This window comes from Facklamia sp. P9177, assembly GCF_050409585.1.
Lineage (GTDB): Bacteria > Bacillota > Bacilli > Lactobacillales > Aerococcaceae > Facklamia.
In genome coordinates this window covers 67,182-81,393 of record NZ_JBNUPE010000009.1, presented here as the reverse complement: position 1 = coordinate 81,393, position 14,212 = coordinate 67,182, and the positions used below count along the sequence as shown (strand labels likewise).

Here is a 14,212-nt window from a genome sequence, read left to right as displayed (position 1 = left end):
CTCGAGGAAAAAGATGAGAATAGAAATTCTCACTTTTTCCTCGAGTTCACCAAGCCAAGCGCGCGTGGGTTCGAATCCCACAAATTTTTAAAATTTCAGGACATTTTCATTTACGGTTGACATTACTTTGATACAATTAAAAAATCTAAATACAAAAAAGAGTTGGGACAAAAGGGCTTCTCAGCCGCCACAAAATTTACAGCGATCCTAGATTATTGGCCATAAATAGCAGCTCGACACCAGTCTTCAACTTATCTTTACCGAGAAGGTGGAGCCGAGTGAAACTTAAGTTCGCCTTTACTTGTCCAAATACAGACTCTACATCAATCTTTCGTTGACTGTAGAGTGCCTTTCCTTCGTCAGATAAAAGCTTCGCTCGTTCGTTTTGCTTGAGTGATTCATAATACGAGTTGTGATAGATTGCTTTTTGAGGCGCCTTATCTGGCTCTTTCGGTCGGTATACGTTCATCGTACTTTTATAGCCACTACGTGTTTTTGCATGTCGCGTATGATGATAGTAGTAAATACTTCCTTCAGGCAATGTGATTGTCTGTGCTTGAGGGTCGATACGCCAGTTCCCCTTAAATTTAAAGGTCCGTTGGTATTTCTTCGTTTGCTCTTTTTCAAATAAATTCTATTTAATAAGGTGCTTGTATCCATGGGAAGTTAAGTCAGTTAATTTTTCCTCACTGCCATACCCAGCATCCCCGATAATAAAACGTGGTTGATGGGCAAACTGTTCCACAAATGGAATGAGCATCAGCGTATCTGTCGGATTGAGGAAGACATCATAGGTTAAGACCTATTGATTTTCCGTGGCAATCTGAACACTATAACTCGGCTTGAGTTAACCGTTGCGCATAGGATCTTCCTTCATCCGCATAAACCTTGCGTCGTGATCGGTCTTAGAAAAGCTATTGCGACCGTGGAATGTCTCTTGATAAACGATGTGTTTTTCTTCACGAGGAATAAAATCCTGGGCAATTTTTCGGTGATACTTTATGAGACGACGGCGCTTCTTTTTGCGTTCATTCGCTCCGGCAACAATTTGCGATTCGATCGCTCAATTAAGCGTTTCAACTTCTTCGCTTAAGAGCTTCCCAATCGTAACGAGGTCTTCCTGTAAGGTGTCGGCTTGATCGAAAGTCATTGCCTGCTGAATCTCCGGTTGAATCAGTTCGCTAAAGTACGTCGTCACCGAGTGGGTGAGCGCTGCTTCATAACGGTCAATGGCTTTCTTCCATACGAACGAATAGTTACTAGCGTCAGCTTCAAACTTCGTCCCATCTATAAACATATGATCGTAGGTAATCAGCTGGTCAATTTTTAATTGTACAGTAAAAAACATAAAAATCCTGTAGAAAATAAGCAGCTGTCTCAGATGATCAGAAGCGATTGATTGTGCGATAGAAAACAATCTGTTGATCAGTTAACCAATGCATGGCAAGCTTTTCTTCCATCATCTTTTGAAGACGACGGCCTGAAAAACTGCCTTCAGAATAAGCAAATAACAATGCTTTAATTAGAACACAATGATGATAAGAAGGTCGCCCATCGGCAGGTTCAAATGGGCGAATATTTAATTCTGAAATCTGTTCGACTATCTCATGATTTCGCCTAAACACTATGATTTTCAGGGAATAAACAATCCATTTTCAGTGACAAGCAATTTTAATTCATAGTATACTGTTGCTACGTAGAAAAACCCTCCTAAATGGTTTTGTGATTACTACTATATTAGTAATCCATTTAGCTTGTCGACCCGTTCCATCATGCAAGTGGTCATACGTCGCTTGCCCAGCAACAGCACTATAGACATTCCAGAAGTAGATAGAGGTCTTTCCGTTTGCAGATTGTTTGCGTTTTTGAGTAACAGTGCCACGTTTCACTTCTGTATGAATGGCCTGTGATGAACGTCCGAGTAATCGAGCGATTGCTCGGTTGGATTGAGGTGGGGCTTTTGTTTTATAAGCTTCAATATTCACACGTTCTTCATAAAATAGATGTTTGCCTTTTGGAGAGGTTGTACAATATGTTTGAGCCGTGTGGAGTCTCCTACTCTATGTTTGGGTTGTTACTACATAGATTAGCAAACACACTGGCTCTTTTTCTAATTTATATGGCTAAGTTTATTTTACAATTCACTATTTCAATCTTTTTTTCCACTTTTAAGGTTTATTTGATAGTAATTTAGACTGATGTTTATCTTAATATCAATTTAATTAATATTAATTTTTATAAAAACATTTCGTTTTTAGTTCTAGTTAACGTTTGTTACTTCATTATCTAGCTTATAATTTACACATTTTTTAAATTCTATTGGTCAGCAAAAGTAAAAGGCACTAACAGTAAATTACTAAGAAGATCTTTTAAGACAGATGTCTGCCATCTCTTGATTAGATAGCAGCAAATAACTCCAATCGATCAAAACTTTTAGTAACTTTAGAAAAAATTTGAAACTTATACTTGCTATTTGTTAAGAATAGTGTATACTTAAAAATAGAGATATACGAAAACTAAGCTTTGAGTGTATCTGATTAGAGCAATTACAAATTAGATTTAGGAGTGAAAGAAATGGGATTATTTAGTAAAGAACCAAAAGAAAACTTTTTAGACATGATTGAGAAAAGACGCTCAATTTACGATTTGAAGGCTGCATCACCAATCAGTGACTCAGAAATTGAAAGTATCATTGCAGATGTAATTAAATTTACACCTTCAGCTTTCAACTCACAAAGTACACGTATCGTTTTACTATTAAACGATAACCACAAACAACTTTGGGATTTAACTACAGAGTCTTTAAAAGAGATGATGGGAGATGCTGATTTCACAGGAACACAACAAAAAATGGATATGTTCAAAAATGCATACGGAACCGTTCTCTTCTTCGAAGATAAGACAGTCGTTAAAGGTTTGCAAGAACAATTCCCTATCTTTGCTGATGGATTCCCTACTTGGGCTCAACATACTAATGCTATGCATCAATTTAATGTATGGACTGCTTTTGCTGAGAAACATTTAGGTGCTTCCTTACAACACTATAATGGTGTGATTGATGAAAAAGTTTATGAAACTTATGGCATTTCTAGAGACTGGGAATTAGTCGCTCAAATGCCATTTGGCGAAATCGGTTCACCAGCTGGCCCTAAAGAGTTCCAACCAGTAGAAGAGCGATTCATCGTTAAAAAATAAGTAAAACACTTTCATTAACATTTGAAAAGAAGTATTGTCCAAATGGATAATACTTCTTTTTTAAATCTTTTATTAAGCTTTAAATAGAAAAATACGCCAATAAACTTAAACAATCTTCTTAAAAAGAATTCACTGAACAAAAAAACTCCCTCTTATAACGGAGGGAGATGTTATGACTATTTTTCATTAGCACTTTTATTTAAGTAAGCATTTAACATCCAAATTGTTTTTTCAGCCTCGGATTTTAAAGCAATGAGCATATCATTTGATGGAAAGTCTTCTGCTTCATCGGTTAAGTGAATGCCTTCATCATACAAAGCAATTAATGTTCTATAATCGTTGACAATCGCTTCTACCATTTGATCTTGTGATAATGCTTGATCACTAGTACTTTCTTTAATAACAGAATGTTCAATAAATTCTGTTAAAGTGGCATATGGCTGACCACCAATAGCTAATAAACGTTCAGCAACCTCATCCATATCAGCTGTCACCTGATCATACAATTCTTCAAACTTTTCATGCAGTGTGAAAAAACGTGTTCCGCTTACATACCAATGAAATTGATGCAGCCGAGTATAGAAAACACCTTGTGTAGCAACCACTTTATTTAATAGATCAAACACCTTTTTCTCCATACGATTTCCTCCTATTTTTTGCTTTTAAAGCAAGGTTTTTCTCACCATTGCTTTATATCTTTAGCATAGCATGTTCCTCTTCAATAGTTAATTATTATGCTTATCTTCAACCATACTTAAAAATTAATCACTTCGGTTTCCCTTCATCCTTTTAATTAAAACAGCTATTATCCGACACTGATTAGCCAGCAACAAGAACTATCTACCAAATGAATTAGTAAAAGAAAACACCTCTTGAAACGTTCCATTGAACAATTGCTCACTCGCGAACCCTGTTAGCGATGAATAAGAATCGATTCACGAAAGTACACGAATAAAATAACTAATAAGAAAGCAAGCGAATTTAACAAGAGGTCTTAAAACATTTTTCCCCTGATTAATAAAAAAAGACTTGAAAATTCAAGCCTTTCCAGCTATTTTAAGAGCTTATTATTTTTTACGTTGCGTTTTTAGATCGACGGTTAATAATTCACAGTTTTCACAAACAAAAGCCTCTGCTTTAGGGCGACTTAAGAAAGAACCATTACTCTTTAAAGCGAATCCTCCGCTAGCAAATATACCACCGACTAATTTTTTATCGTCGGGCTGCCACTTAATCGCATAGCGATCTCCTAATAAACTCCCTTTTAACATTTCGTTACCACATTGAGGACAATTCATACAATCATCTCCTTTAAAATTTAATGCACCGACTATCACAAACTTATCGGTTAGAGAAATTATAACCGTTTTACTTTTAACGGTTCAAGTGATGCAGTTTATGCCACTATGGAATAAGTTGTACTGCGTTTATTTCTCCACTCTCTTCACAAAGAAAGAATGGTTATTTTTATTTGTAAAGGGGCTTTCTTTTGAAGGTGGCGTTTTTATTTTACTTAATTTTTTTTATTTTAATAACAGACGATTCCTTAGAGGTCATTTCCCTCTTCTTTCCTCAGCTAAGCGATTTCCCCGACCATATATGAAATACAACGCGAGTCCCTTTATCCCCATTAAAAAGACGGAATAAACCGCATTAATTGCTTGAGCGTCACTGTTAGTGTCTGCGTTCGCATTACGACGGATCACAATACCTAAAGTAGGCTGGGAGGGTTGATATAAAAAGACTGAGAGATCAAAATCATCGACTAGCCGATTAAAATGAATGGCTATAAGTGCTAGGATAGTCGGTAGGATAACTGGTAACACAATCTTTCTAAAGGTGTACCCTGATGAAGCTCCTAATAGGACCGAAGCATCTTCTAACTGATTATCCAATCCATAATAAGCTGCCTTCAAATACCTCAAGGAATTAGGAAGGGAAACTACCATATAAGTTATGGGTAAAATCCACCAAGATCCGATTACTGAATGTCCTCCTAATAAAAAGGAAGGCCGATCATAAGCCATCAGATACCCCACTACCAACAGTATCCCTGGAATCAACCAAGGAATATAAAAGACGTATTCTAAAAGAGACGTGAAAAATTTTAGCTGCCCACGGTGAAGCTTGCGAGCAACAATAGCCATTAGAAAACCGGCTGCCAGTGCAGCAATTAATGAATAAAAAATGGAGGTCACAATGGGTTGAAGGTTGTCACTCAGTGAAAAAACCTTGACATAATTATCTAAAGTTAACTGACCAAGTGAAAGATTAGCAGATCGTAGGGCTTGAGATTTTGAAAAAGAAGCGATGATTAAAGCCACGAGCGGTAAGGAATAAATTATCAATATAAGATAAGCTAGCACATGAATTACTGCATTCCAGATAGGCGACTGAATTTTTTGCTTTTGCAAACGAGCTTGCGTCTTTGACAGAGATAAGTAACGCAGGCGGTGTTCGTTACGAGTCATACTATATAGTAAAAAAATTTGGGTGAAGCCTAGAAAAATCGATAGAATGGACGCTAAGTCCCTAGAAGCAGGCCGATTGGCAAAGGTTAAAATTAATGGACTAATCGTCTGAAACGTCTTCCCTCCTACCATAACTGGCGCCGAAAAAGCTGCCAAGCCTGTTTGGAAGGTCATAATAGTCAGCGTTATAATTACCGGCTTAAGTGTTGGTAAAACAACCGTTTTCAAAATATAACTAGGGCTTGATCCCATCAACTTGGCTGCTTCAATCAAGTTAAAATCAACCGATCGGATAGCGGATGATAAGAAAAGCATATAAATATGAGTGGTGCCGAAAGTCATTACAAAGAAAACAGCTCCAAATCCTTCAAACCAATAAGGATCTAAATTGGGCAAGACCTCCATTAATAACTTGGTCAAAAACCCATTCTTTCCATAAACAAGTAGATAGCCAAAGTTCATGACAATTCCACCCATTAACAGGGTGGTCATGTAGCCCATCTTCAAGAATCTTGCCCCGCTTATCTCAAAATAATCCGTGACTAGAACTAAAAACACGCCTAAGAAATTCACTGATACAGCCAAAGAAACAGCTAAAACAAAGGAATTTTTTATCGATTGCATGGCGCGTTTGGACGTTAACACTTTCTCAATTGAAGAAAAATCAAGGTTGCCACCCACTAGTAAACTATTGGTGAAAACAACACTAATTGGATAGATAATAAAGGTAATAACTAGCCAAATGATAAAAGTATAGAAGAATAAATGAGTCACCTTTTTATTAGATATTTTTGGCATTAGCTCTCACCTTTTTCATAGGATAAAATGCTTGCTGTATCTAAAGATAGGGTCACAGAATTGCCAGGCTGAAAGGTGTTCAATGTTTGGTTGAGCGTCATAAAACGAAGTGTTGACGGTCCCGCTTCAACTTCGTATAGAATAACATCTCCTTGAAAGATTTTATTCGTAAGGGTCGTCGTAAAACTTAAATTGTCAGAAGGATATCTGTGCACATGCAAGTTCTCTGGACGAATATAATGACGCTTCGATCGATCGAATTTGAAATCGCTTTGACGGTTCAGCCATTCTACTAAATTTTCTGAAAGAAAATTGACATCTCCGACAAAATTACAGACAAATTCTGTTTCTGACCGATTATAAATTTCACTTGGCGTTCCCACTTGCTGAATTTCCCCCTTATTAAAAACAGCTATTCGGTCTGATAATTCTAAAGCTTCGCGTTGATCGTGCGTAACATAAACAGCTGTAAGATTTGTACGCGCTTGGATAGCTTTCAACTCCCCTCTCAACTGTTCGCGTAATTTTGCATCCAAATTGGATAAGGGTTCATCAAATAAAATTAAATCCGGTTCAGTAACTAACGTTCTTGCTATCGCCACACGCTGTTGCTGTCCACCTGATAACTGGGAAACATTTTTAGTTAAAAGGGTGGTGTCGAGGTCGACTAATTGCGCTTGTTCGGCTACTCTTTGTTTAATTTCTTCACGATTTACCTTCGCTACTTTTAAACCATAAGCAATGTTATCAAAGACAGTCATCGTCGGAAATAAAGCGTAGGATTGAAACACCATGCCGATATTTCTTTTTTCAGCTGGTTGATAGCTTATGTCTTGTTCATTTAATAAAATTTTACCATGACTCGGTAATGTTAAGCCTGCAATGGCGCGAAGGGTGGTTGTTTTTCCACAACCGGAAGGACCCAATAAAGTAAAAAATTCTCCTTTATTTATTGATAAATTAACACCCTTGACCGCGACAAAGTCTCCATAACGAATTTCGATTGATTCTAATTTAAGCATAAGCCCACTCCTTTATTGAATAAGAAAACAAAAAGCCTCAGCCTCGAAATGAGGATGAGGACTTGGCGTGAATGATCTTATGGCATATATTCCAGTTCTAATTTTTCTACCCAACTATCTACATTCTGACGGTAGAAATCCCAGTCAACATCCATACGGACCATTTTATCTAATAATGCTTTTAGGGGTTCGGAAAGCACTTCTTGGCCACCTTCCGTCACCGGTAAGAAGCCAAATTCTTCAGCAAAAACTTTTTGCACTTCATCAGAGCCGTACCAGTTTACGAAATCTTCAGCCGCTGAATAATCATACTCTTCTCCCTTATCTAAAATCCCGATTTGCTCAGTCATGGAAAAAATACCGTATGTTGGAACGATTGGCTCTAATGCTAAGCCATCGTACTCTTCTAAGGCAAGCGCAGTCCCTGAAATATGATAGTAGTTATAAGGGGTTGTGCCTTCTTGGAAAAGCACCCATTGGTCTTCCCCTTCACGTGCTTGGTAGCCATTATTGATATAAGTCGCAACTTTTTGCCACCCTTCTTCAGAAATTCCAAGTTCTCCTTCATCGTCGCGGTATTGCATTAGCATGGAAAGAATAATTTTTTGGTTGGTTGAACCTGCTAAATCCGAAGGAATACGGTACTTATTCTTCAACGCCTCTTCTTGGCCTAACGCTTCCAATGTTTTTACAGCATCTTCTTGGTTTATAAATTCAGGATTGTACATCCCAAAAATATACGCTTCAGCAAAAGGATAAAATTCACCCTTGCCGATGATAATTTCTTCGGGTACGTTTTCGGCCCAAACTGGTTCAAAAGCATGTAAATCAACTTGCTCTTGTACATTTAACCAGTTGGCTTCATCCATCCCAATAATCACATCCGCTTGTGGATCGTTTGCCTCAGCCAGTAGCCGATTGTAAGTATCTCCCCCCGGAGCGGTTACCATTTCCAAGTAAAAGCCTTCAGCTTCAGCTAATTCGACAAGCCGAACCGTACGCGCATCGTCATAATAAGTATTGGAATAAATCGTTACTGTACGCTTTTCGTCTTGTGCCATTCCTTTAGCAAGTCCAGTGCTAGTAAAAACGGATGCAGATAAAACGGCCATTGATGCTATTAAAAATTTTTTATACATTGATTAAGCCCCTCATTATTTTTTTCAAACTAAGATTACCAACCCACTCTATTAAAGTCAATTGTTGTGACAAAGTTACTCTCCTTTCAAAAGCTGATTCAAGTATTTATTATTAATTTAAACACTTACCAACGTTGATGGATTCATATCGTTAAAGATATTTACTTATTTTAATGCAGCCTGTAATTTGGTCGTATCTCCACCGATTTCTACCGTTATTTTCTTTATTCTATTTGCCAATATATCACCTCCTTAATTTTAGGCATCAAAAAAGCACCTCCCTTTTTGATAGGTGCTTTATAAAATATCTTCGTAATTTCTTCTTGAATACAGAACACGGATTATTTCTACTAGCTTTTCTCCATTATTTACTCGGTAGAAAATAAGATAGTTTTTTACGGGACAAATTCTTATATTCTCTTTATCTAAGTCTTCATCTCTATACCTTCTAAATCTTTCAGGCATTTCATCAAGCCCTCTTATAGACTCTTCTATTTTCTTTATTAACCTTAATGCGGATAAATCAGAATTCAAGTTTGCAGAAATATACTCATATATTTTAATGATGTCTTTTTTGGCTCTAGATGATACTACAATAGTATATTTGCTCATAATTGATCGTAAATTGATTTAAAAGCCTCATCCACATTTTCATATTTCCCATCTTTTAAATCATTTATCCCTTCCATTAGCATCTTGTTTAATTCATCCCTTGAGATGTCAAAAATATCAACAAGTTTTGCATCCGGTAATTTTACATCAAAAGGTAAGCCTTTATTAAGAATAATCTGCCTATAAAACATATCCACTGCATTTGATGGAGGTATGCCCAAGGATTTCAGTATCTCCTCCGCCCTTTCTTTAATTTCCGGTTTCATCCTTATATTTAGGTTTGCTGACTTAGCCATAATTGACTCCTCCTTTTGCTTAATTATATCAAATACGTCAATACTATGTCTATACATTTAAAGTTTATCAAAGTCCTCCTGTGTAACTACTTGCTTATCTTTCCACTCATCGTTAGTTTTTTCTGTGTCCATATCAGTTATAAGTCCAATGGTGAGTAAATCTAAATCAAAAACAGAAAGACCACGTTCCACTGCTCTTAATAAAAATAAGGGGGTGGTCATTGGTCTTACTTTTTTAAGTATTTTTTCCGTCTTAATATTTAATCCCCACAATTTTATTAGCTGGGGTAGGATTTGATAAATAGAAAAAGTAGAAAAATTATCTAACCATTCCTCTGGACTGTCTTCTACCGTCTTATCCCCATGTCTTGCCATGACATAGGCTACATTCTCAAAGAGTTCTAAAGAACCTATATCAATATTAGAGTTATTCGGATAAAGTCCATATAATTGTGTAAAAGATAAAGAGCCATATAAAGCTCCTTTTACGGTACAATGTTTTTACTCCAAAACATACCGAGGACTTACATGACCCAAGTACATTTTAAACTACACAGCAAAGTGGTTCAAATTATTATTGATTATTCAGTAAAAGAGGAGGTATCTAAAAATAGTTTGACGACAGTATTTAATCAGTTAATGGAAAACCAACGAACAGAATATATTCAAGCCGATGAGTATGAACGTTTAAAAAGTCGTCAAAATCAAAAAAACGGCTATTATGAGCGAGAGTTTACCACTTGTGTAGGAACACTTGATTTAAAAGGGTGTTAACAACTACAGACTGGAATTTCCTTTTAAAACTTCTTTTTCTTATAAAGTAAACTTCCCAAAAAACTTCCAAGCACTGAAATAACGCCATAGATTAAAGAATAAATACTTGCACTCTCATTATAAAAAATAAATAGGGTAGGAATAAATAGCAAGACAACAAGCATTGGAAAAATCCAGTTAAATGAGTGCTTCATTCCATAGATTAGCGATGATATAAAACATGTCATTGGGACAGCCAATAGTAAAACCAACATCCCACTTCCTGTATTTTTAATGAAAAATGGCAATAGATAAAAGGCAAAAGCTATTACGATCAAATATACCAGCATTTTTCTAACTTTTTCCATTTCCAACTCCTTCACAAATTCACATTTTTTTACTTCTTTACTTTATTAGAGCAATCTTATTCAATATTCACTCTAACAGCCCACCAACCAATCGTTTAATTTTAAAATAGAATGCTTGAAAACTGGTCACTCTCCTAATTATTGGCTATTATCATCATTATAACAAGACTCCTAGCCATCAGCTCATAAATAGAACACTATTTGATTATTCTGCAATTATTTCACCTATTCTACTTCAACAAAATACCAAATAATCCATTGATATTTCTTTATACAAAACAATTTAATACTACCCAAAACTTTGACAGTGATTAATTGTTTGAACTTAAAATGACTAAGAGATTGACTCAACTCTGTTAGCTCAACATTAATAATCTTAGACTAAGGATAGTCGTTTAGCTTAAATTTAATGCTTCTATGTCTTTTTTTAAATTATAGGATTATCCATATTAGCAACCATCTGAATGCACTAAACGATTTAACCGATCCCACCATAAAATATTCCCATAATATATATCAAAATCGTCAACCCTACAAAGACATATCTGCCCATTGGCTCAAACCATGGCCCCAGAGTCTTATTGTAGCCCAATTGTACTTGCTTTCTAGCAAAGTCCGGTCCACATACCCAATAAAACATAATTCCAGCCAACAAAGCGCCTAATGGAATCACATAGATACTCACAATATCCATCCAACTTTCTAAAATAGCGCCATTTTCAACAAATATTCCGATGGCTATCGCTATACTCGCTACGATTCCTACCGCTTTTGCTCTTGAAAAATGGAACTTTTCTTGAAGCGCTTCGATTGGAGCTTCAAATAAATTGATCAAGGAGCTAATCCCTGCAAACAGTACTGCAATAAAGAAAAGAATGGCAAATAAGTTACCGGCTGGCATTTGTTTAAAAATCGCTGGCATGGTGATAAAGATCAAAGGAGGGCCCGCGGTTGGGTCCATATTAAAAGCAAACACAGATGGAATAACAACGAGAGCAGCCAATATAGCTGCTATTAAATCACTTACTGCAATATAGGTCGCAGAAGTAACCACATCTTCCTTTTCACTTAAATAACTCCCATACACCAATGTTCCCGAACCAGCTAAGGACAAGGAGAAGAAAGCTTGGCCTAATGCATAGACCCATGTTTGTGGATTTTTTAGCGCTTCCCATTCAGGTTGAAACAAATAGGCATACCCTAGACTTGCTCCCGGTAAGAAGATCACGCGAATACTTAAAAGCAGGAACATTATAAAAAATCCGGGCATGAGCACTTTATTTATTCTTTCAATCCCCTTTGAAATGCCCACTCGCATAATCCCAAAAGTTAGGATGAGTGCAGCTAGATGCCAGCCAATACTTCCAAAATTCCCAGCAATCTTTTCAAAATAAGCTGAACTATCTGCCGCTTGAATCATCGAACCTGAGATTGCCCCAAAGGTGAACCTTAAAATCCAGCCAATGACAACCGAGTAGCCAATCGCGATCCCTAAAGACCCGATGGTGGGAATTAAGCCAAGCCATTCGCCATACGGCTTGCCTCTTTTAGCCATTGCCTTCTTAAAGGCAGCCAGAGGACCTGCTTTCATCGCTCTTCCCAACGCGATCTCACCAATTACTCCCGTAAAACCAATGATAATCACAAAAAGAATATAGGGGATTAAAAAAGCCGCTCCTCCAAATTGACCGACACGATAAGGGAATAACCATATATTTCCCATCCCTACCGCTGAACCCACTGATGCTAGAATAAAACCTAGCCTACTTTGAAAACCATCTCTTTCTCCTATTATTTTTTTGTCTTTCAATTTTTTCACTCCTCGTTTCCTTTGTTTAGAAATGCTACTAGCTAATCCTTTAACCCTATTTTTCAGCGGAAATGGAGCTCATATCAATATAAAGACACAAAAAGACACTGCGTCATCAATTTTAAATTGATCTATGCAGTGTCTTTTAAACAACTATCTATTAAAAATCACACTGGCATAGGCTCCATTTATACATGAAAAATAAAGTGAGCCTAGCCTTCTTACTTCAGAAGTTAGACCACTCAACTATGCCAAGCCTGCCATGAATGAATGGTGAATTTCATTTGTGTGATTTCCTTTCTCTTTTTTTATTTATTTAATTATCTAATAGGCTTGACAGAAAGTCAAATGAGAAATTATTTTACCCAGCCGATCTCTTAGGTAAAGAAAATCAATAATTGAAAATGGAGAATGCTCCTTTAAACCAATCAACGCCGAACGTGAGGGAACTGAAAGTCATTCAGCAGCATCTTCATCAATAAAAAACAACAATCTACCCTTCAAAAGATAAAGGTCTATAGTAAAAACCCTTGGATAGATGCTGATTCCAATAGATAAGCTTTACTACCAAAAAAAATGGAAGAAACACTCTGCTTCTTCCATTTTTATTATTTACTCAATAATTGGATCATTTCTTCATACTCTGGGTACTGTTCGATCAGTTCATGGTAACGAAACAACTCAAAATCCTCAAACTCAAATCCTGGTGAAACCATACACGATACGAGCGAAAACCCATCTTCAACGGTTGAGCCAAAGATTGTCCCTTTAGGAACACGATATTGCAGTACTTGACCTTGCGCAACAGCTAGTCCTAAAGTAACATTTGTATAATCGCCATCTGGAGAAATCATATGCACGGTCAATGGCTGTCCGTAATGATAGTACCATATTTCATCAGCAGTTAAACGATGAAAATGTGAGGGGTTTTCTTTTTCCAATAGAAAATAGATACTAGTGAACAGAGAACGTTCTTTCCCATTTATTTTTAGTTTGTCTTGTGATCTTTCAACTTCGCAATAATAGCCACCTTCCGGATGAGCTTCCATATCCAAAGCTTTTATCCATTCTTCCATTGATTGATTCATAATAATCTCCTAACATTTTATACTATTTTAGCATAGGGAGTGTAAGGGTCTAAAATTCTTATCCACTTTAAGCAGCCTTGTAATTAGTAAACTTTCTCGATTTTGCTAGCATCTTACCGGATTACTTAATCTCATTCGAATAAACGACCCGATACAAAGCTTCTTTAACCTTATTGAATTGCTCTTGATCCATTGCTTCTGGATAAGTCATCAATAAAAGCGGAATCGCATTTTTCCCTTCTTCTAATGGAGGTTGCGTGTAGTCATAAGCATTCAACTTAAAATCTAAACGCTGATAAAAACTTATTCTTCGTTTAGTGATATTGTCTTCAGGCTTTTCTACCTCTAAGACTATTTTTTTATCAGCTTCATTTAAGAAAGTATTCAAAAATTTACTGCCATAATTTCTACCTCGGAAACTGTCATCTATGGCAAAATGTTCAATAAATACATATTCTCCAATGTCCCAAAAAGATATAAAACCTAATACTCTACCGTCATCTTCTAAGGCTTTCATTTGATAATTAGGATTTTTCAATATTTCTAATTGTAAGTTTAAACTTCTTTTTTCATCTTCAGGAAAAGAGCTTTCATAGATATTCCAGATTGCAGTAAAATTTTCCACTATAAATCCTCCGTCAATTTCGTAACTATTTTTTT

At 36.4% G+C, this 14,212-nt stretch carries 16 protein-coding genes and 3 pseudogenes; 2 read left to right on the top strand and 17 right to left on the bottom strand.

Annotated elements, in window-relative coordinates:
* Positions 1 to 196 precede the first annotated feature (196 nt).
* The 5 genes and pseudogenes from ACQV18_RS06165 to ACQV18_RS06145 all read right to left on the bottom strand — a co-directional run.
* Complete coding sequence (locus ACQV18_RS06165) at positions 197 to 541, bottom strand: transposase (RefSeq protein ID WP_428892732.1); 345 nt, start codon at positions 539 to 541, stop codon at positions 197 to 199.
* Between the two features lie 93 nt (positions 542 to 634).
* Positions 635 to 766: pseudogene (locus tag ACQV18_RS06160) on the bottom strand (hypothetical protein); the annotation flags it as partial.
* A 297-nt stretch (positions 767 to 1,063) separates the two neighbouring features.
* On the bottom strand, positions 1,064 to 1,348 hold the full coding sequence (locus ACQV18_RS06155) for a hypothetical protein (RefSeq protein ID WP_428874370.1): 285 nt from the start codon (positions 1,346 to 1,348) through the stop codon (positions 1,064 to 1,066).
* 37 nt (positions 1,349 to 1,385) lie between these two features.
* Positions 1,386 to 1,625: a transposase gene (locus tag ACQV18_RS06150; protein ID WP_428874371.1), complete on the bottom strand. Its 240-nt coding sequence runs from the start codon at positions 1,623 to 1,625 to the stop codon at positions 1,386 to 1,388.
* A gap of 51 nt (positions 1,626 to 1,676) precedes the next feature.
* Positions 1,677 to 2,003 (bottom strand): annotated as a pseudogene (locus tag ACQV18_RS06145) (helix-turn-helix domain-containing protein); the annotation flags it as partial.
* A 571-nt stretch (positions 2,004 to 2,574) separates the two neighbouring features.
* Here ACQV18_RS06145 and ACQV18_RS06140 point away from each other — a divergent pair.
* A complete protein-coding gene (locus ACQV18_RS06140; RefSeq protein WP_428874372.1) occupies positions 2,575 to 3,195 on the top strand; it encodes a nitroreductase family protein in 621 nt (206 codons plus the stop codon).
* Between the two features lie 176 nt (positions 3,196 to 3,371).
* Here the strand turns inward: ACQV18_RS06140 and ACQV18_RS06135 are convergent, their stop codons facing one another.
* From ACQV18_RS06135 to ACQV18_RS06100, 8 genes are all read right to left on the bottom strand, one after another.
* Positions 3,372 to 3,833, bottom strand: coding sequence for a Dps family protein (locus ACQV18_RS06135; protein ID WP_428892731.1), 462 nt, complete (start codon positions 3,831 to 3,833; stop codon positions 3,372 to 3,374).
* A 429-nt stretch (positions 3,834 to 4,262) separates the two neighbouring features.
* Positions 4,263 to 4,493 carry a PF20097 family protein gene (locus ACQV18_RS06130; protein WP_428874374.1) on the bottom strand — a complete coding sequence of 77 codons (231 nt, stop codon included), beginning with the start codon at positions 4,491 to 4,493 and terminating at the stop codon, positions 4,263 to 4,265.
* A gap of 255 nt (positions 4,494 to 4,748) precedes the next feature.
* A complete protein-coding gene (locus ACQV18_RS06125; RefSeq protein WP_428892730.1) occupies positions 4,749 to 6,464 on the bottom strand; it encodes an ABC transporter permease in 1,716 nt (571 codons plus the stop codon).
* Positions 6,464 to 7,486 carry an ABC transporter ATP-binding protein gene (locus ACQV18_RS06120; protein ID WP_428876324.1) on the bottom strand — a complete coding sequence of 341 codons (1,023 nt, stop codon included), beginning with the start codon at positions 7,484 to 7,486 and terminating at the stop codon, positions 6,464 to 6,466. Before ACQV18_RS06120 ends, ACQV18_RS06125 begins: the two co-directional genes overlap by 1 nt.
* Positions 7,487 to 7,563: 77 nt before the next feature.
* A complete protein-coding gene (locus ACQV18_RS06115) occupies positions 7,564 to 8,625 on the bottom strand; it encodes an extracellular solute-binding protein (protein ID WP_428892729.1) in 1,062 nt (353 codons plus the stop codon).
* A 297-nt stretch (positions 8,626 to 8,922) separates the two neighbouring features.
* The gene (locus ACQV18_RS06110) at positions 8,923 to 9,237 is read right to left on the bottom strand and encodes a type II toxin-antitoxin system RelE/ParE family toxin (protein ID WP_428892728.1); all 315 of its coding nucleotides are present in this window, start codon (positions 9,235 to 9,237) and stop codon (positions 8,923 to 8,925) included.
* The gene (locus tag ACQV18_RS06105) at positions 9,234 to 9,533 is read right to left on the bottom strand and encodes a type II toxin-antitoxin system RelB/DinJ family antitoxin (RefSeq protein ID WP_428876321.1); all 300 of its coding nucleotides are present in this window, start codon (positions 9,531 to 9,533) and stop codon (positions 9,234 to 9,236) included. Before ACQV18_RS06105 ends, ACQV18_RS06110 begins: the two co-directional genes overlap by 4 nt.
* Positions 9,534 to 9,590: 57 nt before the next feature.
* Positions 9,591 to 9,908 (bottom strand): hypothetical protein, encoded by a 318-nt coding sequence (locus tag ACQV18_RS06100; RefSeq protein ID WP_428892727.1) that lies wholly within the window; start codon positions 9,906 to 9,908, stop codon positions 9,591 to 9,593.
* Between the two features lie 153 nt (positions 9,909 to 10,061).
* On the opposite strand from ACQV18_RS06100, the pseudogene ACQV18_RS06095 reads away from it, so the two are divergent.
* A pseudogene (locus ACQV18_RS06095) lies at positions 10,062 to 10,298 on the top strand (transposase); the annotation flags it as partial.
* A gap of 32 nt (positions 10,299 to 10,330) precedes the next feature.
* On the opposite strand, the gene ACQV18_RS06090 reads toward ACQV18_RS06095, so the two are convergent.
* The 4 genes from ACQV18_RS06090 to ACQV18_RS06075 form a co-directional block, all read right to left on the bottom strand.
* Positions 10,331 to 10,654: a hypothetical protein gene (locus tag ACQV18_RS06090; RefSeq protein ID WP_428875511.1), complete on the bottom strand. Its 324-nt coding sequence runs from the start codon at positions 10,652 to 10,654 to the stop codon at positions 10,331 to 10,333.
* 478 nt (positions 10,655 to 11,132) lie between these two features.
* Entirely contained in the window at positions 11,133 to 12,464 is a 1,332-nt protein-coding gene (locus ACQV18_RS06085; protein WP_428874580.1) for a sodium-dependent transporter, read from the bottom strand.
* A gap of 608 nt (positions 12,465 to 13,072) precedes the next feature.
* Entirely contained in the window at positions 13,073 to 13,552 is a 480-nt protein-coding gene (locus ACQV18_RS06080) for a cupin domain-containing protein (RefSeq protein WP_428874237.1), read from the bottom strand.
* A gap of 121 nt (positions 13,553 to 13,673) precedes the next feature.
* Entirely contained in the window at positions 13,674 to 14,177 is a 504-nt protein-coding gene (locus ACQV18_RS06075) for a GNAT family N-acetyltransferase (protein ID WP_428892726.1), read from the bottom strand.
* Between the last annotated feature and the right edge of the window lie 35 nt (positions 14,178 to 14,212).